Annotated in this window: 22 protein-coding genes; 15 read left to right on the forward strand and 7 right to left on the reverse strand. The window is 64.7% G+C overall.

Translation table 11 applies throughout. The annotated features are described in order from the left end of the window. Positions 1 to 21: 21 nt before the first annotated feature. Genes BKG76_RS20795 through mptB form a run of 3 tightly spaced genes read right to left on the reverse strand, consistent with a single transcriptional unit; the run spans position 22 to position 3474 of the window. Positions 22 to 819, reverse strand: coding sequence for an ABC transporter permease (locus tag BKG76_RS20795; protein WP_070939597.1), 798 nt, complete (start codon positions 817 to 819; stop codon positions 22 to 24). After that, positions 816 to 1676, reverse strand: a complete 861-nt coding sequence (locus tag BKG76_RS20800; protein ID WP_078343325.1) for an ABC transporter ATP-binding protein — start codon at positions 1674 to 1676, stop codon at positions 816 to 818. The genes BKG76_RS20795 and BKG76_RS20800 overlap by 4 nt, the downstream gene beginning before the upstream one ends. Next, positions 1657 to 3474 carry a polyprenol phosphomannose-dependent alpha 1,6 mannosyltransferase MptB gene (mptB, locus tag BKG76_RS20805; RefSeq protein WP_070940033.1) on the reverse strand — a complete coding sequence of 606 codons (1818 nt, stop codon included), beginning with the start codon at positions 3472 to 3474 and terminating at the stop codon, positions 1657 to 1659. Before mptB ends, BKG76_RS20800 begins: the two co-directional genes overlap by 20 nt. Before the next feature lie 133 nt (positions 3475 to 3607). Between mptB and BKG76_RS20810 the strand changes: the two genes are divergently transcribed. From BKG76_RS20810 to BKG76_RS20840, 7 genes are read left to right on the forward strand one after another with little or no spacing between them, the layout of a single operon-like run. Next, complete coding sequence (locus BKG76_RS20810; protein WP_070939599.1) at positions 3608 to 4417, forward strand: helix-turn-helix transcriptional regulator; 810 nt, start codon at positions 3608 to 3610, stop codon at positions 4415 to 4417. Between the two features lie 32 nt (positions 4418 to 4449). Beyond that, positions 4450 to 5856 carry a Fe-S cluster assembly protein SufB gene (sufB, locus tag BKG76_RS20815; protein ID WP_070940034.1) on the forward strand — a complete coding sequence of 469 codons (1407 nt, stop codon included), beginning with the start codon at positions 4450 to 4452 and terminating at the stop codon, positions 5854 to 5856. Between the two features lie 2 nt (positions 5857 to 5858). Next, positions 5859 to 7019, forward strand: a complete 1161-nt coding sequence (sufD, locus tag BKG76_RS20820; RefSeq protein WP_070939600.1) for a Fe-S cluster assembly protein SufD — start codon at positions 5859 to 5861, stop codon at positions 7017 to 7019. A 16-nt stretch (positions 7020 to 7035) separates the two neighbouring features. Further along, entirely contained in the window at positions 7036 to 7800 is a 765-nt protein-coding gene (gene sufC, locus BKG76_RS20825) for a Fe-S cluster assembly ATPase SufC (RefSeq protein WP_070939601.1), read from the forward strand. 2 nt (positions 7801 to 7802) lie between these two features. Further along, complete coding sequence (locus BKG76_RS20830; protein ID WP_070939602.1) at positions 7803 to 9056, forward strand: cysteine desulfurase; 1254 nt, start codon at positions 7803 to 7805, stop codon at positions 9054 to 9056. After that, on the forward strand, positions 9053 to 9505 hold the full coding sequence (sufU, locus tag BKG76_RS20835; RefSeq protein WP_070939603.1) for a Fe-S cluster assembly sulfur transfer protein SufU: 453 nt from the start codon (positions 9053 to 9055) through the stop codon (positions 9503 to 9505). The genes BKG76_RS20830 and sufU overlap by 4 nt, the downstream gene beginning before the upstream one ends. After that, entirely contained in the window at positions 9502 to 9846 is a 345-nt protein-coding gene (locus BKG76_RS20840) for a metal-sulfur cluster assembly factor (protein WP_070939604.1), read from the forward strand. The genes sufU and BKG76_RS20840 overlap by 4 nt, the downstream gene beginning before the upstream one ends. On the opposite strand, the gene BKG76_RS20845 is transcribed toward BKG76_RS20840, so the two are convergent. Both BKG76_RS20845 and BKG76_RS20850 read right to left on the reverse strand, forming a co-directional pair. Then, on the reverse strand, positions 9843 to 10610 hold the full coding sequence (locus BKG76_RS20845; RefSeq protein WP_070939605.1) for a DUF5666 domain-containing protein: 768 nt from the start codon (positions 10608 to 10610) through the stop codon (positions 9843 to 9845). The genes BKG76_RS20840 and BKG76_RS20845 overlap by 4 nt on opposite strands. A gap of 122 nt (positions 10611 to 10732) precedes the next feature. After that, positions 10733 to 11359 carry a DUF5666 domain-containing protein gene (locus BKG76_RS20850; protein WP_070939606.1) on the reverse strand — a complete coding sequence of 209 codons (627 nt, stop codon included), beginning with the start codon at positions 11357 to 11359 and terminating at the stop codon, positions 10733 to 10735. 181 nt (positions 11360 to 11540) lie between these two features. Here BKG76_RS20850 and BKG76_RS20855 point away from each other — a divergent pair, with 181 nt between their 5' ends. The 8 genes from BKG76_RS20855 to BKG76_RS20890 all read left to right on the forward strand — a co-directional run bounded on the left by BKG76_RS20855 (position 11541) and on the right by BKG76_RS20890 (position 18074). Then, positions 11541 to 12668: an NADH:flavin oxidoreductase gene (locus BKG76_RS20855; RefSeq protein WP_070939607.1), complete on the forward strand. Its 1128-nt coding sequence runs from the start codon at positions 11541 to 11543 to the stop codon at positions 12666 to 12668. A gap of 43 nt (positions 12669 to 12711) precedes the next feature. Next, entirely contained in the window at positions 12712 to 13065 is a 354-nt protein-coding gene (trxA, locus tag BKG76_RS20860) for a thioredoxin (RefSeq protein WP_070939608.1), read from the forward strand. Between the two features lie 51 nt (positions 13066 to 13116). Then, on the forward strand, positions 13117 to 13863 hold the full coding sequence (locus BKG76_RS20865; RefSeq protein WP_070939609.1) for a VC0807 family protein: 747 nt from the start codon (positions 13117 to 13119) through the stop codon (positions 13861 to 13863). A gap of 76 nt (positions 13864 to 13939) precedes the next feature. Then, positions 13940 to 14749, forward strand: coding sequence for an enoyl-CoA hydratase (locus BKG76_RS20870; RefSeq protein WP_070939610.1), 810 nt, complete (start codon positions 13940 to 13942; stop codon positions 14747 to 14749). Positions 14750 to 14787: 38 nt separating this feature from the next. Beyond that, positions 14788 to 16416 carry an ABC-F family ATP-binding cassette domain-containing protein gene (locus BKG76_RS20875; RefSeq protein WP_070939611.1) on the forward strand — a complete coding sequence of 543 codons (1629 nt, stop codon included), beginning with the start codon at positions 14788 to 14790 and terminating at the stop codon, positions 16414 to 16416. A gap of 117 nt (positions 16417 to 16533) precedes the next feature. Continuing rightward, positions 16534 to 16719, forward strand: coding sequence for a helix-turn-helix domain-containing protein (locus BKG76_RS20880; RefSeq protein ID WP_070939612.1), 186 nt, complete (start codon positions 16534 to 16536; stop codon positions 16717 to 16719). Between the two features lie 61 nt (positions 16720 to 16780). Continuing rightward, positions 16781 to 17425: an AMIN-like domain-containing (lipo)protein gene (locus BKG76_RS20885; protein ID WP_070939613.1), complete on the forward strand. Its 645-nt coding sequence runs from the start codon at positions 16781 to 16783 to the stop codon at positions 17423 to 17425. Between the two features lie 37 nt (positions 17426 to 17462). Next, a complete protein-coding gene (locus BKG76_RS20890) occupies positions 17463 to 18074 on the forward strand; it encodes a hypothetical protein (RefSeq protein ID WP_070939614.1) in 612 nt (203 codons plus the stop codon). On the opposite strand, the gene BKG76_RS20895 is transcribed toward BKG76_RS20890, so the two are convergent. Together BKG76_RS20895 and BKG76_RS20900 are read right to left on the reverse strand one after the other, a co-directional pair. After that, positions 18071 to 18601: a DinB family protein gene (locus BKG76_RS20895; RefSeq protein WP_070939615.1), complete on the reverse strand. Its 531-nt coding sequence runs from the start codon at positions 18599 to 18601 to the stop codon at positions 18071 to 18073. The genes BKG76_RS20890 and BKG76_RS20895 overlap by 4 nt on opposite strands. Further along, positions 18585 to 19157: a TetR/AcrR family transcriptional regulator gene (locus BKG76_RS20900; RefSeq protein ID WP_030093454.1), complete on the reverse strand. Its 573-nt coding sequence runs from the start codon at positions 19155 to 19157 to the stop codon at positions 18585 to 18587. Before BKG76_RS20900 ends, BKG76_RS20895 begins: the two co-directional genes overlap by 17 nt. Between the last annotated feature and the right edge of the window lie 16 nt (positions 19158 to 19173).

Raw genomic sequence — 19173 nt, forward strand, 5'->3', positions numbered from 1 at the left:
CCCTGTCGGTGCTGAAGTGGCTCAGGTGAATTTGAACCAGCGCAGCGCTCCGTAACTCGCGAGCGCACCCCATACCGCGAGCACAGCGATGGCGAACCAGTCCACCGACAGGGTCATCGCGGCGGCCAGCGCCTCCGAGAGAGCACCGGAGGGAGACAGCCGTGCCAACAGCACCACGGCATGCGGAATGGCATCGGTGGTGCGACCGTCTTCGAGTGTCAGTGCACCCAACCCCGCGAAGATGAACCACAGCAGATTCGCCAGCGCCAGCACGATTTCCGCACGCAGCGTGCCGCCCAGCAGCAGGCCCATCGCGACGAACGTCGCGGTGCCGATCGCGATGACTACCGCGCCGAGCAACAGCCCGACCGGGGGCGGGCGCCAGCCCAGTGCGCCACCGATCGCACCGATGACGGCTGCCTGTAGCACCACCACCGTGACCACGGCCAGTGCCTTGCCGGCGATGATTCCCCACACCGGTAAGGCGGTGGCCCCCAAACGTTTCAGCGCGCCGTATCGACGATCGAACCCGACCGCGATGGCTTGCCCGGTGAAGGCGGTGGAAATGACTGCCAGGGCCATGATGGCGGGCACGAAGATATCGGTGCGCGAGCCGGGAAATTGGCCCAGCGGCAGCAGCGTCAATCCGATGAGCAGTGTTATCGGAATGAACATCGTCAATAGCAGCTGCTCACCGTTGCGCAGCAGCAGCTTGAGTTCCAGCCAGAACTGCGCGAAAAGCATGGTGTGCACGGCGCTTGGCCGGGGATCGGGAGCGAAGGTGCCCGGATCGAAGCGGGGTGTGGTGGTGTCGGTCATCGCAATTCCCTGCCGGTCAGATCGAGGAACACATCCTCAAGGCTGCGCTTCTCCACGCGCAGATCGGTGGTCAGCACATCCATCCGTGCGCACCACGCGGTGACGGTGGCCAGCACCTGCGGGTCGACGACCCCTTCGACCCGATACTCGCCCGGAGTCACCTCGGCGACCTTGTAGCCCTCGGGCAGCGCGGAAGTGAGCAAGGTCAGGTCCAGTCGCGGTGGCGCGGAGAAGCGCAGTTGGTTCTCTGCACCGGATTGCATCAGCTCTGCGGGCGTGCCGGCGGCCACCACCGAACCGTGGTCGATGATCATCAGCTGATCGGCCAACTCCTCGGCCTCCTTCATGTGGTGCGTGGTCAGCACCACGGACACGCCGTCACGGCGCAGGCAGTCGATCAGCTCCCACACCACCAGCCGCGCGTGTGCGTCCATGCCGGCGGTCGGCTCGTCGAGGAAAACCAGCTCGGGTCGCCCGACCAGCGCGCAGGCCAGCGCGAGGCGCTGTTGTTGCCCTCCGGAGAGCCGCCGGTACGGGGTGCGGGCAGCGTCGGTCAGCCCGAGAGTGTCCAGAAGCCACTGTGGGTCAAGAGGATTGGCGGAGTAGGAGGCCACCAGTCCAAGCATTTCGCTGGCCCGGGCGGTGGGGTAGGCGCCGCCGCCCTGCAGCATCACCCCGATACGTGCGCGCACCGCTGAGTTCTTGGCGACAGGATCCATCCCCAACACCTCGACGGTGCCCTCGTCGGGATGTAGGAAACCCTCGCACAACTCGACGGTCGTGGTCTTTCCGGCGCCGTTGGGTCCGAGCAGCGCGAAGACCTGCGCCTCCTGGACCTCAAGATCGAGGCTGTCCAACGCTGTGATCGGGGCCGTGGCCGTCCCGTATCGCTTCGTCACTGACCGCATTCGCACTGGTGGTGCTGTCCTGGTCGGTGGTTGCGTCACGGTCAGTCAGAGTATGCGGCGCGTCTTGGTGACCGTTAGGCAGCCGACGCCATGGCAGATAGTCGTGCGTGATAGCGATGAGCAAGACGGCGATGATCGCGCTGGCAACGGTGGCGTCGATGATCTGGAACAGAGCGAATCTGTCGCCGTTGGCGGTGGGCCCGAAAATGCCCACGAGCAGGGTGATCCCGATCGCGGTGCCGCGGAAGGCGGGCCGGGTGGCCCAGGCTGCCAGCGGGATGATCGCCCACAGCAGGTACCAGGGCTGTACCACCGGGAACAGCAGCACCGTGATGCCGAGCGCGACGCCCAGCCCGCCGACGGGGTGCAGCCGTCCACGCAATACGGCGAACAGCAGCCATGAGACCGCGATGGCGATGATGCCGATGCCGATGCCACGGGTCAGCGACAGGATGGCGGTGGTGTGATCGCCCAGCCCGAGCAGGATGCCGACCTGTCCGGTGCCCAGGGCGACGAGTGTCGGTGGTGACATCCAGCTGCGCACCGCGTTCGCGGTGCCGAGCGTGTAAATCCAGCCGAAGCCCAGGCCGCTGGCCCATCCGATCAGCACCGTGCAGGCGCCGGTGATGATGCCCAGCAACGCTCCGGCTTGGAAGAGGCCGCGAATCCCGCCACCCCACCTGCGTGCCAGGGCCATCCCGACGAACCCCAGCGCCAACAGGGACGGCAGTTTGACCTGTGATGACGCGGTGATCAGCACGGCTCCGGCGAGGAGATTGCCCATCGGCGCCCAGCTGGCCCATTGCGCGCGTGTGCGTGGCCGCAGCGGATTCAACCTGGGCGTGACGCCGGCGAGTGAGCGGGTGGAATCGATACCCCGCATGGCCAGTTCGGTGCCGGCCAGCATCAGGCCCAACATGAGGGCCTCGTTGTGAATCCCGGCGACCAGGTGCATCAACAACAGTGGATTGGCGGCTCCCAGCCACAGCGCGCTGACCTCCGCGACGCCACAGCGCTGGGCCAGCCGCGGCGTGGCCCAGATGATCAGCAGCACGCCGAGAAGCTCGACGAGTCGATGGCAGAGCGCCCCCGCGACGATGTCGTCGCCGGTGAGCCGCGAGATGCCCTTGCCGATCCACAGGAACAACGGACCGTAGGGGGCGGGTGTTTCTCGCCACAGGCTCGGTACGGACAAGGTGAAGACGTGGTCAAGGCCAAGGGCTACCGCTGGACCTTCGGTATACGGGTCCTTGCCCAGCCTCGCGATCTGGCTTTGCGCCAGATACGAGTACACGTCTTTGGAGTACATCGGCGGGGCGATGAGCAGCGGCAGGATCCACAGCAGCAGGGTCCGGTCGAGCTGGCCCCGCGACATCCTGCGCACCGGACCTCTGGGCCCATCCGGACGCCCGTCCGGACCTTTGTTGCGCAGGCTGCCGATCGCGAAGCGGCCCAACATGAGCCAGGCCAGCGTCATCATCACGGCGCCGGTGGTCGTCATCGTCAGTGACACCGTTTGGATCCGTGACGGCAGGTTCAGCAGCCGGACCCCGAAGATCGGATCCTGGATGACGGGGCGTGCTCCGGCCCCGAGCGCGCCGATGGCCATCAGGGCGGTTCCGGTGGCACCGAACAGCCGCGTTCGGTTCATGGCCGTGAGCTCGCGCTCATTGAGGGGAGCCGACGAGCGCTCGTCGTCATGCAGATGCGAGAGCGACGAGCTCAGCCATTGCCCACGTACCGACACGCCAGCAGCGTATCGGCCCGTCGTGCCCGCTCCGTGGAACCGGCCGGGCAGGGCCTGTCCAGCCGGCACGGCGCCGCTCAACATAGGTAACCCTTGCTAGACGCGGCATTCCGAATTGCGTCACACTGGTGTTGTGAAATTCGGTTCGGGTGTCTCAGCTGGGGCTGCCGCCACGGCAGTGCCGCCGCTGGACGCTGCGCCGGCCGCATCCGCGGAGGGGCAGACCCGGGCCGCGGTGGTTCGCCTGCTGCTCGAATCTGGGCCCGTTACCGCAGGTGAGATCGGTGAGCGGCTCGGCCTGTCGGCCGCGGGCGTGCGCAGGCACCTGGACGCACTGATCGATGCCGGTGACGCGGTGGCCAATCCCGCGGCTGCCTGGCAGCACAACGGACGGGGACGTCCGGCAAAACGCTTTCAGCTCACGGCCGCTGGCCGGGCCAAGCTCAACCACGCCTACGACGATCTTGCCTCCGCGGCCATGCGCCAGCTGCGCGAGATCGGCGGCGACGATGCGGTGCGCACGTTCGCGCGGCGCCGCATCGACGCGATCCTGGGCGATCTGACGATCGGAGCGGCCGATGAGGATCTGCCGGCGGCCGTCGGCCAGGTGGCCGAGGCGCTCACCCGTGCGGGATATGCCGCCTCTACCCAAAAGGTAGGCGGATCCGCTGGGTTTTTACAGGGCGTGCAGATCTGCCAACATCATTGCCCGGTGTCGCATGTCGCCGCCGAGTTCCCGGAATTGTGCGAGGCGGAACAGGAGGCCTTCGCCGCGGTGTTGGGAACACATGTACAGCGTTTGGCGACCATCGCCAACGGTGACTGCGCCTGTACCACCCACGTGCCACTGCAGACGTCCTCCCCGGACAGCAGCCCAGAAACATCCCCCCTGCACGGCAGCCCCGTCCCGGTGCCCAGCCCGCACCGGATGTCTAACGAGTAGAAGGAGTCACGATGACACTCGAACGTGAGGTCATGACCCAGGACGAAACCATTGCGTCTTTGGGCACTTACGGCTACGGCTGGTCGGACTCCGACGTCGCGGGGGCCAGCGCGCAGCGCGGTCTGTCCGAGGCCGTGGTCCGTGACATCTCGGCCAAGAAGAGCGAGCCCGAATGGATGCTCGATATCCGTCTCAAGGCGCTGCGCACCTTCGACAAGAAGCCGATGCCGAACTGGGGCTCGAACCTTGAGGGCATCGATTTCGACAACATCAAGTACTTCGTGCGGTCCAGCGAGAAGCAGGCAGCCACGTGGGACGATCTGCCCGCCGACATCAAGAACACCTACGATCGCCTCGGTATCCCCGAAGCCGAGAAGCAGCGCCTGGTGTCCGGTGTCGCCGCACAGTACGAGTCCGAAGTCGTCTATCACTCGATCCGCGAGGACCTCGAGGCCCAGGGCGTGATCTTCCTGGACACCGACTCTGGCCTGCGTGAGCACCCGGAGATCTTCAAGGAGTACTTCGGCAGCGTCATCCCGGCCGGGGACAACAAGTTCTCCGCGCTCAACACCGCGGTGTGGTCGGGTGGCTCGTTTATCTACGTGCCGCCGGGCGTCAAGGTCGATATCCCGCTGCAGGCCTACTTCCGTATCAACACCGAGAACATGGGCCAGTTCGAGCGGACGCTCATCATCGTCGACGAGGGCGCCTACGTGCACTACGTCGAGGGATGTACTGCACCGATCTACAAGTCCGATTCGTTGCACTCGGCCGTGGTGGAAATCATCGTCAAGCCGGGCGGGCGCTGCCGCTACACAACCATCCAGAACTGGTCGAACAACGTGTTCAACCTGGTGACCAAGCGGGCGCGCGCCGAGGCGGGGGCCACCATGGAATGGGTCGACGGCAACATCGGCTCCAAGGTCACCATGAAGTACCCGGCCGTGTGGATGACCGGCGAGCACGCCAAGGGCGAGGTGCTTTCGGTGGCGTTCGCCGGCGAGGGCCAGCACCAGGACACCGGTGCCAAGATGCTGCACCTGGCGCCGAACACGTCGAGCAACATCGTTTCCAAGTCGGTGGCGCGTGGTGGCGGTCGTGCCTCTTACCGTGGCCTGGTCCAGGTCAACAAGGGGGCGCACGGCTCCCGCTCGACGGTGAAATGCGATGCGCTACTTGTCGACTCGATCAGTCGCAGCGACACCTATCCGTACGTCGACATCCGCGAAGACGACGTCACCATGGGGCACGAGGCGACGGTCTCGAAGGTCAGTGACGATCAGTTGTTCTATCTGATGAGCCGCGGCATGACCGAAGACGAGGCCATGGCCATGGTGGTGCGCGGGTTCGTCGAGCCCATCGCCAAGGAACTGCCGATGGAGTACGCGCTCGAACTCAACCGTCTCATCGAACTGCAAATGGAAGGCGCGGTCGGTTAGTTATGACGCAGTTGACTCAAGCTGTCGAAGGCTCCAACAAGGGCGAACTGTTCAGCTCCTACGATGTCGAGGCCTTCGAGGTTCCCGGCGGCCGTGACGAGCTGTGGCGGTTCACCCCGCTGCGCCGCCTGCGCGGTCTGCACGACGGATCCGCTGTCGCCACGGCAGATCCGGCCGTGGGAGTCACCGCTGGTGATGGCGTCACGGTCGAGACGGTCGATCGCGCCGACGAACGGCTCGGAAAGGGTGGCGTTCCGTCGGATCGAGTTGCCGCACAGGCATACTCCGCGTTCGGATCCGCCACCGTGGTGTCGGTTGGTAAGCAGGAAGTGGTCGCAGAGCCGATCGAGATCGCCGTGACCGGCCCCGGCGAGGGAGCGGTGGCCTACGGACATCTGCAGGTACGAGCCGCTGAATTGTCGGAGTCACTGGTGGTCATCGACTACCGCGGCAGCGGAACATACGCCGAGAATGTCGAATTCCTGCTCGAGGACGCATCGCGTTTGACTGTCGTCTCGATCGCCGACTGGGCCGACGACGCCGTACATGTCAGTGCGCACCACGCCAAACTGGGCAAGGATGCGGTGTTGCGGCATATCGCCGTCACACTCGGTGGCGATCTGGTTCGCCTCACCGGCACTGTCCGGTTCGAGGCGCCGGGAGGCGACGCCGAGCTGCTGGGTCTCTACTACGCCGACGACGGTCAGTTCTTTGAGCATCGGCTGCTGGTCGATCACGCGCAACCCAACTGCCGTTCGCATGTCACGTATAAGGGTGCGCTGCAGGGAGACCCCGAATCTGGTCGTCCAGACGCGCACACCGTCTGGATCGGCGACGTGCTCATCCGTGCCGAGGCCACGGGGACCGATACCTTCGAACTGAACCGCAACCTGATCCTCACCGACGGGGCACGGGCGGACTCGGTGCCCAACCTGGAGATTGAGACCGGCGAGATCGCCGGCGCCGGACACGCCAGTGCCACCGGTCGATTCGATGACGAGCAGCTGTTCTACCTGCGCTCGCGCGGTATTCCGGAGGAGGATGCCCGCCGCCTGGTGGTGCGCGGTTTCTTCCAGGACATCATTGGCCGGATCGGGATCGAGTCGGTACGCGACCGGCTCACCGAAGCCATCGAACACGAACTCGCCCAGACCAATTCGTAGATAGAGAAAGCAACTCATGACCACGCTAGAAATCAAGGATCTGCACGTCAGCATCTCGCCGAACGAGGGCGAATCCATCGAGATCCTCAAGGGCGTCAACCTCACCGTGAACTCGGGGGAGACCCATGCGGTGATGGGCCCCAACGGCTCTGGCAAGTCCACGCTGTCGTACGCCATCGCCGGCCATCCCAAGTACGAGGTGACCTCCGGGTCGATCACCCTGGACGGACAAGATGTGCTGGAGCTGTCTGTCGATGAGCGCGCACGTGCCGGCCTCTTCCTGGCCATGCAGTACCCGATCGAGGTGCCCGGGGTATCGATGTCGAACTTCCTGCGTACCGCGGCAACCGCCGTGCGCGGTGAGGCTCCCAAGCTGCGCCACTGGGTCAAGGAAGTCAAGGAAGCCATGGGGGAGTTGGAGATCGACTCCGCCTTCGCCGAGCGCAGCGTCAACGAAGGATTCTCGGGCGGCGAGAAGAAGCGCCACGAGATTCTGCAGCTGGGCCTGCTCAAGCCGAAGATCGCTATTCTGGATGAGACGGACTCCGGTCTTGATGTGGACGCCCTGCGGATCGTGTCCGAGGGAGTGAATCGGTACGCCGAGCGCGAGCACGGTGGCGTGCTGCTCATCACCCACTACACCCGGATTCTCCGTTACATCCAGCCGCAGTTCGTGCACGTCTTCGTGGGCGGGCGCATCGTCGAGTCGGGCGGGCCCGAGCTGGCCGACGAGTTGGAAGAGAACGGCTACGAGCGTTTTACCCAAACGGTGGGAGCCTGACCGTGACGGCCACTGTGCCGCTGAACACCACTCGGATCTCGGGGATCAGGGATGACTTCCCGATCCTGAGCCGGACGGTGCGCGGCGGTAAACCGTTGGCGTATTTGGATTCCGGGGCCACCTCGCAGCGCCCCGTGCAGGTCCTCGAAGCCGAGCGTCGCTTCCTCACCGAGCACAACGCTGCCGTGCACCGCGGCGCCCACCAGTTGGCGGAGGAAGCCACCGACGCCTACGAGGGCGCGCGCAATGCGATCGCCCACTTCGTGGGTGTCGACGACGGCGAGATCGTCTTCACCAAGAACGCCACCGAATCGCTGAACCTCGTGGCTTACACCCTTGGCGACGAGCGGTTCGACCGTGCGGTGGGACCCGGCGATGAGATCGTCATCACGGAGCTGGAACACCACGCGAATCTGGTGCCCTGGCAAGAGCTGTGCCGCCGCACGGGTGCCACTTTGCGTTGGTATGGCGTCACCGACGACGGCCGTATCGATCTCGATTCGCTCGATCTCACCGAGGCCGTGAAGGTCGTTTCCTTCACCCATCAATCCAATGTGACGGGTGCGGTAGCTCCCGTCGCGGAGCTGGTGAGTCGCGCCAAATCCGTGGGTGCTCTTGTGGTCTTGGATGCCTGCCAGTCCGTTCCGCACATGCCGGTGAACTTCCGGGAACTGGGCGTGGATTACGCGGCGTTCTCCGGACACAAGATGCTCGGCCCGTCGGGCGTCGGCGTGCTGTATGGCCGTCGCGAGCTGCTGGAGGCCATGCCCCCGTTCATCACCGGCGGTTCGATGATCGAGACCGTCACCATGGAGATCAGTACCTATGCGCCGCCCCCGCAGCGTTTTGAGGCTGGTGTCCCGATGACCTCCCAGGTGGTGGGCCTCGGCGCCGCTGTGGATTACCTGAACGCGATTGGTATGGAAGCTGTTGCCGCACACGAGCATCAGTTGGTTGAGGCGGCGCTTGCCGGGCTCGGAAGTATCGAAGGCGTTCGCATCGTCGGCCCCGCGGAGAACATCGACCGGGGAGGCGCAGTCTCCTTCGTGGTGGACGGCATTCACGCACACGACCTGGGCCAGGTGCTCGACGACGGGGGTGTGGCGATACGGGTCGGGCATCACTGCGCGTGGCCCCTGCACCGACGCTTCGGTATCGCGGCGAGCGCCCGCGCATCCTTCGCGGTCTACAACACGCTGGACGAAGTCGACCGATTGGTGGCCGGCGTCCGTCATGCGCAGGAGTTCTTCCTGTGAGGCTGGAGCAGATGTACCAGGAAGTCATCCTGGATCACTACAAGCATCCGCATCATCGCGGGCTGCGTGAGCCGTTCGCGGCCGAGGTGCACCATGTGAACCCGACCTGTGGTGATGAGATCACACTTCGAATTTCTTTGGAAGACAACACGATTACCGATGTGTCCTATGACGGGCAGGGATGTTCCATCAGTCAGGCCGCGACCTCGGTGCTCACGGACCAGGTGATCGGGCTGACGGTGGATGAGGCGCTCAAGACGGTGTCCTCGTTCAACGAGATGATCTCCTCGCGGGGCACCATCGACGGAGACGAGGACATCATCGGCGACGGCATAGCCTTCGCGGGGGTTTCGCGCTATCCCGCCCGCGTCAAGTGCGCGCTCCTAGGATGGATGGCGTTCAAGGACGCGTTGGTACAGGCAACCGAACATCACGAGGTGAACCGATGACCGAGGTAACAGAAGAAGTAAAGCTTCTCGAGGATCTCGAGGAGGCCATGCGCGATGTCGTTGACCCCGAGCTCGGTATCAACGTGGTCGACCTGGGCCTGGTGTACGGGCTCAATGTGGAGGAGAGCGAGAGCGGCAAGGTCGCCATCATCGACATGACGCTCACCTCGGCGGCGTGTCCGCTCACCGATGTCATCGAGGATCAGTCGCGCAACGCCCTCGTCGGCGCGGGACTGGTCAAAGAAATCAAGATCAATTGGGTGTGGGTGCCGCCGTGGGGCCCGGACAAGATCACCGACGATGGTCGGGAGCAACTCCGGGCCCTCGGCTTCACCGTCTAGCGCTGGTGATGGCCTTCGTGGCCGCCTTCACATGAGCCATCCTTTGCGGCACGCAGGGTGATTGTCGCAGCCTGAAGGTTTCCCGATGCGTCGTTGGCGCCGTGAGCGGCGATGCACTTGCCTGCGACGATGGCGCTCTGATTCGCCGGTGCGCGCTTGGCATAGGCGGTCTCGTTGTTGACCGTCACGGTGGTGGGGGCTGTCGTCCCGCTGCTCGGATCGGTACTGCTCACGGTGATGGTGTTACCGCTGACCGAGGCGACAGTTCCGCGAATGGCTTCGTGCTCGGGCCGTTTACCTGATGACGGCGTGGGGGATGAGGACTGCTGTTGCTCCTTCGGGTGTTCCTTCTCGCAGTTACCGTCTTTGGCCGGCCAGATCATCACTCGCCGGGCGGTCGGTGGGTTCGAGTCCTGTTGCGCCATCGCGGCAATACAACTCCCTGCGGTGACATCCGACAATTGTCCGGCCGTGATCTCGGAGACCTTCGTGGACTGGGTGAAGCCGACGGTCGCGTTGCCGTCCTTCTTGGTCACCTGGATGGTGTTACCCGATACGGACGCGATAAGTCCGGCGACCCGGTCCTTTCCGTCGTGCTCGCCGTTGTGGGCTGCCGAAGTCGTGGGCGCCGCAGAGCTTGTGGAGGCACCGTTGGTCTCGTTGTGCGAGCCGCACGCGGCCACCGAGAGCGCGGTCAGTCCGGCGAGTGCCAACAGTGCCCCGCGGGCGAATCGTGGTTGGGCAAGTGTCTGAGTTGGGGACATCAATGTTCTCCATGGTCGACGAATAGGACACCTCAGCGTGCTTGCGTTGGCTGAGGTTGTGCTCCGGCGTGTGTACGAAGTTGCTGTGTGTTGCGCAAAGTTCACGCCAAGTCCATCCAGGCTCACCGTGGCGGCGGTCCGCACTTGTCATCAGTGGCGGGACCGAGGTCGATCTTGGTGGCCTGCAGCACTCCGTGGGCATCCTTGGTGCCGCGGGCATCCGCACATTTTCCGGTGGTGATCGCGATGGCCTCTGCGGGCTGGCGCTTGTCGTACTTGGTGTCGGCGGTCACGGTCACATTGGTCTGAATTTCCGCTGCGCCGCTGGGGTCAGTGTTGGCGATGACGATGGTGTTGCCGTTCACGGAGGCAACCGCGCCATGCACGTTCGGGCCACCGAACGGAGGCGGCGCGCCAGGTCCAGCCGGCGGCGGGCCGTCGGGACCGGCGGGTGGTGGTGCGCCCCCGGCGGGCGTATCCACCGCGCACGTGTTGTTCTCGGCGGTGCTGATCAGCACGCGTTGTGCCGTGGTCTGGTCCGATGCCTCCGCAGCCGGTGCGGCGAGCACGCTCACGCAACTGCCCACGATCACGTCCGAAAGCTCTGCGGGCTGCACCTCGGTGAGCTTCGTCATGGTGTTGAAGTCGATATCGGCGGTGCCGTCCGGGGTGTTCACCTGAACCGTGTGTCCGGTCACCGAGGAGATCAGCCCTCCGGCCCGGTCCTTACCACCGGCATGCCGTGTCACGGTTGTCGATGCGGGGCCGGGCGACGATGCCGTGGGTTTGTCCGAAGCCCCTCCGCATGCGGTACCGGATAGGGCGACTGCACCGGCGATCACCAGTAACGCGGGCCGGGGCCAGAGATTTGGTGACATGGTTGACCACGTTATCCGGAATGGATGCGGCCTCGGCGTAGTTTGACACCTCGTGACCGACGTGAGACCAGACGTAGCACCGCTCTTCGAGCCCTTCACCGTCAAATCGCTGACCGCTCCCAATCGGTTCGCGATGGCGCCGATGACGCGGTCGGCCTCGCCCGGTGGGGTACCCGGTGAGAATGTGGCCGCGTACTACCGCCGCCGCGCTGCCGGAGGTGTGGGGCTGATCATCACCGAGGGCGTCTTCATTCCTCATGATGCCGCCGGTGGACAGTCCAGCGTTCCGCGGTTGACCGGCGATGATTCGCTGGCAGGTTGGTCCTCGGTCACCGACGCAGTGCACCAGGAAGGATCGGTGATCGCCGCGCAGCTCTGGCATCAGGGTGTGGAGCGCGGTGTCGATCCGGAATTCAATCCGGACGTGGAGTCGGTGAGCCCATCGGGTTTGGCCGGTGACGCATCTCCGCGCGGGCGCGCGTTGCAGACCGGTGAGCTGGCCCCGCTTGCCGAGCAATACGCGACGGCGGCCCTCAATGCGCGGAATGCGGGCTTCGATGCCGTCGAGTTGCACGGCGCCCACGGCTACCTGCTCGACCAGTTCTTGTGGGAGCGCACCAATGTTCGGGCCGACGGGTACGGAGGCTCGGCCACCGATCGGGTGCGATTCCCGGTCGAGGTGGTGCGCGCGGTACGCGCCGCCGTCGGGCCGGACTTCCCTGTCTTGTACCGGTTCTCGCAGTGGAAGCAGGCCGATTACGCGGCTACGCTCGCCGATACTCCAGCGGAGCTGGAACGGCTGCTCGAGCCTCTTGTCGAGGCGGGAGTGGACGTCTTCCATCCGTCCACGCGGCGGCACTATCTACCGGCGTTCCCGGATCTGGAGGGAGCCGACGGGCAACTGAGCCTGGCGGGTTGGACCAAACGTGTCACGGGGCTGCCGGCCATCGCCGTCGGCTCGGTGGGGTTGCAGACCGAGTTCAAGCCCTCCGAGGTTCGCGATATCGAGCCCGCGCCGGTGGAGGCGGTGTTGCGCCAATTCGCCAACAGCGAATTCGACGTCATCGCGGTCGGTCGTGCGCTGCTGTCGGATCCCGAATGGGTGAACAAGCTGCGGTTTGGCCGGCAGGACGAGTTCGTCGGATTCAATATGGGCAAGGCGCTGTCCGCGCTCTATTGAGAGCCAACGGAACATCGCGCATCCCGGCAACGTTGAGGACGACATGGCAACACGTGACATCAGTGCAGACGCATTCAATGACTTGATCCACGACAACGACATCGTGCTGGTCGACTTCTGGGCGTCGTGGTGCGGGCCGTGCCGTCAGTTCGGTCCGGTCTTCGAGGCGTCCTCGGAAGCGAACCCCGATGTGGTTCATGCCAAGGTGGACACAGAGGCGGAGCAGGCGCTGGCATCGGCGGCCAATGTCCGCTCGATTCCTACGCTGATGGTCTTCAAGCAGGGCCAGCTGGTGTTCAACCAGGCCGGCGCGCTGCCCCCGGCCTCATTGGCGGACCTACTGCAGCAGGTCCGCGATCTCGACGTCGAAGCGGCACTGCGCGAACAAGAGGTCTAGCCCGTATCCGTGGTGCACGTGGCAGGTAAGCCTAGGCTAGGCTTAGGTGCCGTGGCTGAGCATATTCCTGTCGATGGCGCTGACTCCTTGGGCGAAGGCGTTGACGAAGGTGTTGAGGCGCCGACCAGCCTGAGGGAGTACGTCAGGACCACCGCGATCAATACGCTGCCCCCGCTTATCGCGTACTACGCGCTTCGCGCGTTCGGGGTCACGCCTTACCTGGCCTTGGCCGGCGCGATCATCACGGCCGTCGTGCAGGGGATCTTGAACATGGTGATCAAGCGCAAGTTCGAGCCCGTGAACGGCGTGGTGATCGTCGCCGCGGCGTGTTCGCTGACCGTCGCGTTCACCACAAAAAATCCCCGCATAGTGCAGGTCACCGAGCTCATCCCGGTGTCCTTGATCGTGTGGTCCCTAGTGGTGAGTGCGCTTCTCCGCAGGCCCGCCTCGAAGAAGTTCGCCAGCGCCATTTCGCCGAATCTCGCGGATGGGGCATTGCCCCGGCGCGGGTGGACCGACCAGGACATCACGGACTGGCACACGCTGCACACCCGGATCTGCCTGTGGCTGGGGCTGCTCTGCGGGATGTTTCCGGCCCTGGCGATCTTTCTGATCTTCACGCTGTCGGTCGATGTCTCGCAGATTCTGATAGTCGCTATCGGCCCCACACTGTTGCTCGTGTCGATCACGAGTGCCGTGACGCTGCTGCAACAGTTCGTCCGACGGCGCGATCAGGCGGCGGCCGAGCGTGCTGCGGCGCTCGAGGACGGCGCCGAGCGTCCGGTGGGGGCGGGCTGACCACGCGGATCGGGCGGCTGAACGCTCCGCGGCGCAACGATTTGGTGCAGCCCCGTGCGGTCGGTTATATGGACGCATGAGTTTCGTCCTGGTGGACCGTCCGCGTCCGGAAATTGCCCTGGTCACTTTGAACCGGCCCGAGCGGATGAACGCCATGGCATTCGATGTGATGCTGCCGTTCAAGCAGCTGCTCGTGGATATCAGCAATGACAACGAGGTGCGCGCTGTTGTCATCACCGGGGCAGGTAAAGGTTTCTGCTCGGGCGCCGATCAGAAATCCGCCGGGCCCATTCCGCATATTGGGGGACTGACTCAGCCGACGATCGCATTGCGGTCGATGGAGTTGCTCGACGAGGTCATTCTCACCCTGCGCCGGATGCATCAGCCGGTGATCGCCGCCATCAACGGCGCGGCCATCGGTGGCGGTCTGTGCTTGGCGCTGGCATGCGATGTCCGGGTGGCATCGGATGCCGCCTACTTCCGGGCAGCCGGCATCAACAACGGATTGACGGCCAGCGAGCTGGGCCTGAGCTATCTGCTGCCGCGCGCCATTGGCACCTCGCGCGCCTCTGACATCATGCTGACCGGCCGCGACGTCGATGCCGATGAGGCCGAGCGCATCGGTTTGGTATCCCGGAAGGTGTCCTCCGAGTCGCTGCTGGAAGAGTGTTACGCGATCGGGGAACGCATCGCCGGGTTCTCCCGTCCAGGAATCGAGTTGACCAAGCGCACCATTTGGAGTGGGCTGGACGCCGCTAGCCTGGAAAGTCACATGCACCAAGAGGGTCTGGGCCAGCTGTATGTCCGGCTGCTCACCGACAACTTCGAAGAAGCCACCGCCGCCCGCAAGGAGCAGCGCAAAGCGACCTTTAGAGACAAGCGCTGAAAGTGCGAGACACGCACACAGCATCCAAGGAGTAAGTAGTGATTACCGCGACGGACCTCGAGGTCCGCGCCGGCGCCCGCACGCTCGTCTATGCGCCGGGCCCCGCGTTACGTATCCAGCCCGGCGACCGCATTGGGTTGGTCGGCCGTAACGGGGCCGGCAAGACTACCTCGATGAGAATTCTGGCGGGGGAGGGTGAGCCATACGCCGGATCGGTTTCTCGCATCGGTGAAATCGGTTATCTGCCACAGGATCCCAAGGAAGGCAACTTGGATCTGTTGGCCCGCGATCGGGTGCTGTCGGCCCGGGGCCTGGACACCATCATCAGCGAGATGGAGAAGCAGCAGACGCTGATGGCTGAGCTGGCCGACGAGGGGCAGCGCGACAAGGCCGTGCGCCGCTACGGACAGCTGGAGGAGCGTTTCTCGTCACTGGGCGGGTACGTCGCGGAAAGCGAGGCCGCCCGGATCTGTTCGAGCCTCGGTTTGCCCGAGCGCGTACTGATCCAACCGCTGCGGACACTGTCGGGTGGTCAGCGCAGGCGTGTGGAGTTGGCGCGGATTCTGTTCGGTGCGGCCGAGGGTGGTGCGGGATCGAGCATGACGTTGCTGCTCGACGAGCCGACCAACCACCTCGATGCCGACTCGATCGGTTGGTTGCGCGGCTTCCTGCAGAACCATGACGGCGGACTGGTGGTGATCAGTCACAACGTCGATCTGCTGGCCGATGTCGTGAACAAGGTGTGGTTCCTGGACGCGGTGCGTGGCGAGGTCGACGTCTACAACATGGGTTGGCAGAAGTACTTGGACGCGCGGTCGCTCGACGAACAGCGCCGCCGCCGCGAGCGTGCTAATGCGGAGAAAAAGGCCTCGGCCCTGCGCACCCAGGCGGCCAAGATGGGCGCCAAGGCGACTAAAGCTGTTGCCGCGCAGAATATGTTGCGCCGCGCCGAAAAGATGTTGTCCGGGCTCGATGAGGAACGCGTGGCCGACAAGGTGGCCCGCATCAAGTTCCCGACACCCGCCGCGTGTGGGCGAGTGCCGTTGGTGGCCAAGGGATTGACCAAGAACTACGGGTCGCTGGAGATTTTCACCGGGGTGGACCTGGCCATCGATCGTGGTTCACGCGTCGTGGTCCTGGGGCTCAACGGTGCCGGCAAGACGACACTGCTGCGGCTGTTGGCGGGTGCGGAGACCCCAGACTCCGGAGAGCTGGAACCGGGCCACGGTCTCAAACTTGGATATTTCGCCCAGGAGCACGACACCCTGGACGATCATGCGACGGTCTGGGAGAACATCCGCCACGCCGCCCCGGACACGGGGGAGCAGGAGTTGCGCGGAATCCTGGGCGCGTTCATGTTCAGTGGCCCACAGTTGGAGCAGCCGGCAGGGACGCTCTCCGGTGGTGAAAAGACCCGCCTGGCCCTTGCCGGACTGGTCGCCTCGACCGCGAATGTGTTGCTGCTCGACGAGCCCACCAACAACTTGGATCCCGCCTCGCGTGAGCAGGTATTGGACGCGCTGCGTAGTTACCTCGGGGCGGTTGTTCTCGTGACGCACGATCCCGGGGCCGCCGAAGCCTTGAATCCGCAGCGCGTCGTGTTGTTGCCGGACGGCACCGAGGACTACTGGTCGGACGAGTATCGGGACCTCATCGAGCTGGCCTAACCTTTTCTCTCCCCACCTTCCGCGTCTCGTGTACATGCGTGATCACATTTGCGCTATGGTGCAACCGGGTCGAGTTGCCCATAGGGGCCGCGGAGTGAAGTCGGGAGAGAGGTCGCGATGGCCAAAACGCGCGACGAGGAGCGTGCCGAGCTGAAGGCCGGATACGAGAAGGGCGCGAGCATTCGCACGCTCGCCGCGGCAACGGGCCGCTCGTATGGCTATGTGCATCGCGCTCTCGTGGAATCGGGTGTGGCCCTACGCGGCCGAGGGGGGCCGAACCGGCGGAGCCGCAAGGCCGAGTAGGCGTTCGACACGCAGTGTGCGCGTTGAGCTTTCGGGCGACAATTGTTGCTACCGTGGTGCGATGCGAGGACAAGGCGGTATCCGGAACATCGGCGTGCTGGCGCTGGCGGCGTTGACGGCATCCGGTTGTGGCGGTGAGGCACGCCAGTTGGGTGAGTTGGTGTCGCCAGTGGCGACGACGACGGCGCTACCGCAAACATCGACACCGGCCCCGGAAACCTTCCGTGTCACCGCCTGCGAGACGAGTAGCGGAGGTGGTGGCAAGAATGTGGCCACACTGCTGCGCGATGTCCGGGTGGGAAAGCAGGACGACTACGACAGGGTCACCTTCGAATTCGGGGCGGACCCGAAGATCGACCCCAAGAACACGGTGCCGCTGGATGAGCTGGTCGTTCCCAAATACTCGGTGGACAGCCCGGCGAGTGTTTCCGCGGGTCCCAAGGGGGACAACGTCGTTGTTGCCGGTACCGCGTTACTCGGCGTGCTCTTCACCGGCGCCTCCGCGCACGAGAGTGACAAGCCGATCCGGTCGTACCCGGGGCCCAATGAGATCACGCCGAAGGATTTCCCGATTCTCGCGGAAGCCAAGCAGGGCGAGGATTCCGAGGGAAAGGTGCGGTGGGCGCTGGGGCTGAACAAGCAGCGCTGTCCTCAGGTGAGCACGCTGACCAACCCGCCGCGTCTTGTGGTGGATCTACCGCACTAGCCGCCCTTGTGACCGATCACCATGCATCGGTGCGTGGTTGACCACCGGGGACAATCCCTGGTCGAACGCCAGCGGTCAGGTGTCGAAGGCCGTACATTCGCTAACCATGCATCGATACCTGGTACCGCTTGTACTAGTAGTCGGCTCGTTGGTCCCCGTGCCGCAGGTGGCGGCCGCGCCGACGTGTCCCACGTTGACCGATGGCGGCGCGGAGAATTACGCCAACATCCTGCATGATGTGCGCATCGAATCCTTCGATGACCTCGACAGGGTCACGTTCACCTTCGGGCCCGACAGGCTGGCACCGCCGGTGGGGCCGGTGACCTACTGGCAGGCACCGCCGTTCTCGGTAACACCGGTGGACGGGGGATACGCGGTGGCCTTCCGCGGCGCCGCGGCACACAACACCGTGATGGGGACCTTCGATCGCCCGGAGAACAAGCTGGTGAAGTCGTTTCCGCAGCCCGACGAATTCGGGGCACCGGCCGGCTCCCCGGTGGTGCGATCGGCCCGTCTTCTGCAGGACCCCGATATTTTCAAAGACAAGAATGGCGTGATGGCGTGGAAGGTCGTCGCGCAACCGTCCAGATGTCCGGTGGCCCATGTCGATGACACGCCCTCACGGGCCGTGATCGACTTCCCGCACTAATCGGCAGGCAGGCGAGAAACATCGTGCAGATGGTGTACCGGGTCGTGCACAAAGTACAGCCCGAGCGTGGCGACGGTGAAAACCGAACCGTTGCTTCGCCTTCCGCGACGTTCTAGCGCGTTCTGCGGCACCTGGGCGAAGTCGTTGGCGATGGCTTCGCCGGCCGAGGCGAGTTCGGCGGCAACCGTCCCGGGGTCTTGCTCGCCGTAGCGGTCCTCAACGGCCGTCTTGTCCTGGTCCCAGTTCTCGAACAGGGGGTTGTCCTCGTCGAGCATCAGGTGTAGTCGGGTCCGGAAGATGCGAAACACATCGCGCACGTGCGCTCCGTATTCCAGCGGTGACCACGTCTGCTCGTCGGGGCGCGAACGCACCTCGGGACGGGCCAGCACCGGCTGCCAGGCCGACAGATTCTGCCGCACGATGTTCGGTATCTGTTCGAACGATGTTGCAGCGGGATCAAATCCGCATTCACCGCACCGGCTCTCGAGAACCCAGGTCCAGTCTTTGGTGTCAGGAGTGATCGGCACGGCGCACCGAGTCCTCCACGAGATCAAGGACACGGCTGAGGCTTTCGGTCGACTCGCCGGCTGCCAAGCGGGCGACCAAGCCATCGAGGACCAAATCCAGATATCCCAGGATGACCTCGCTGGGCACGTCCTCACGCAACCGGCCGGCCTTCTTCTGGCGTTGCAGCCGGGCCAGGGTGGCGGTGTTGAGCTCTTCGGAACGCTGATTCCAGCCCCGCCGGAACTCCGGATCGTTGCGCAGCTTGCGGGCGATCTCCAAACGGGTTGCCAGCCAATCGAATTGATTGGGATCGGCGAGCATGTCGCGCATCACCTGCACCAGACCCTCGCGGCTGGCGACATTGGCCATCCGCTCGGCATCCTCGCGCGCCAGCGCGAAGAACAGGGTGTCCTTGTCGCGGAAATGGTGGAAGATGGCTCCCCGCGACATGCCGATGGTGTGCTCCAGGCGGCGCACGGTGGCGCCGTCGTACCCGTATTCGGCAAAACAGCGCCGCGCGCCATCGAGGATCTGGCGGCGACGAGCCGCGAGGTGGTCCTCGCTAACGCGCGGCACTGTGTTGGCCCCTAGT

The organism is Mycobacteroides franklinii (assembly GCF_001853795.1).
Lineage (GTDB): Bacteria > Actinomycetota > Actinomycetes > Mycobacteriales > Mycobacteriaceae > Mycobacterium > Mycobacterium franklinii.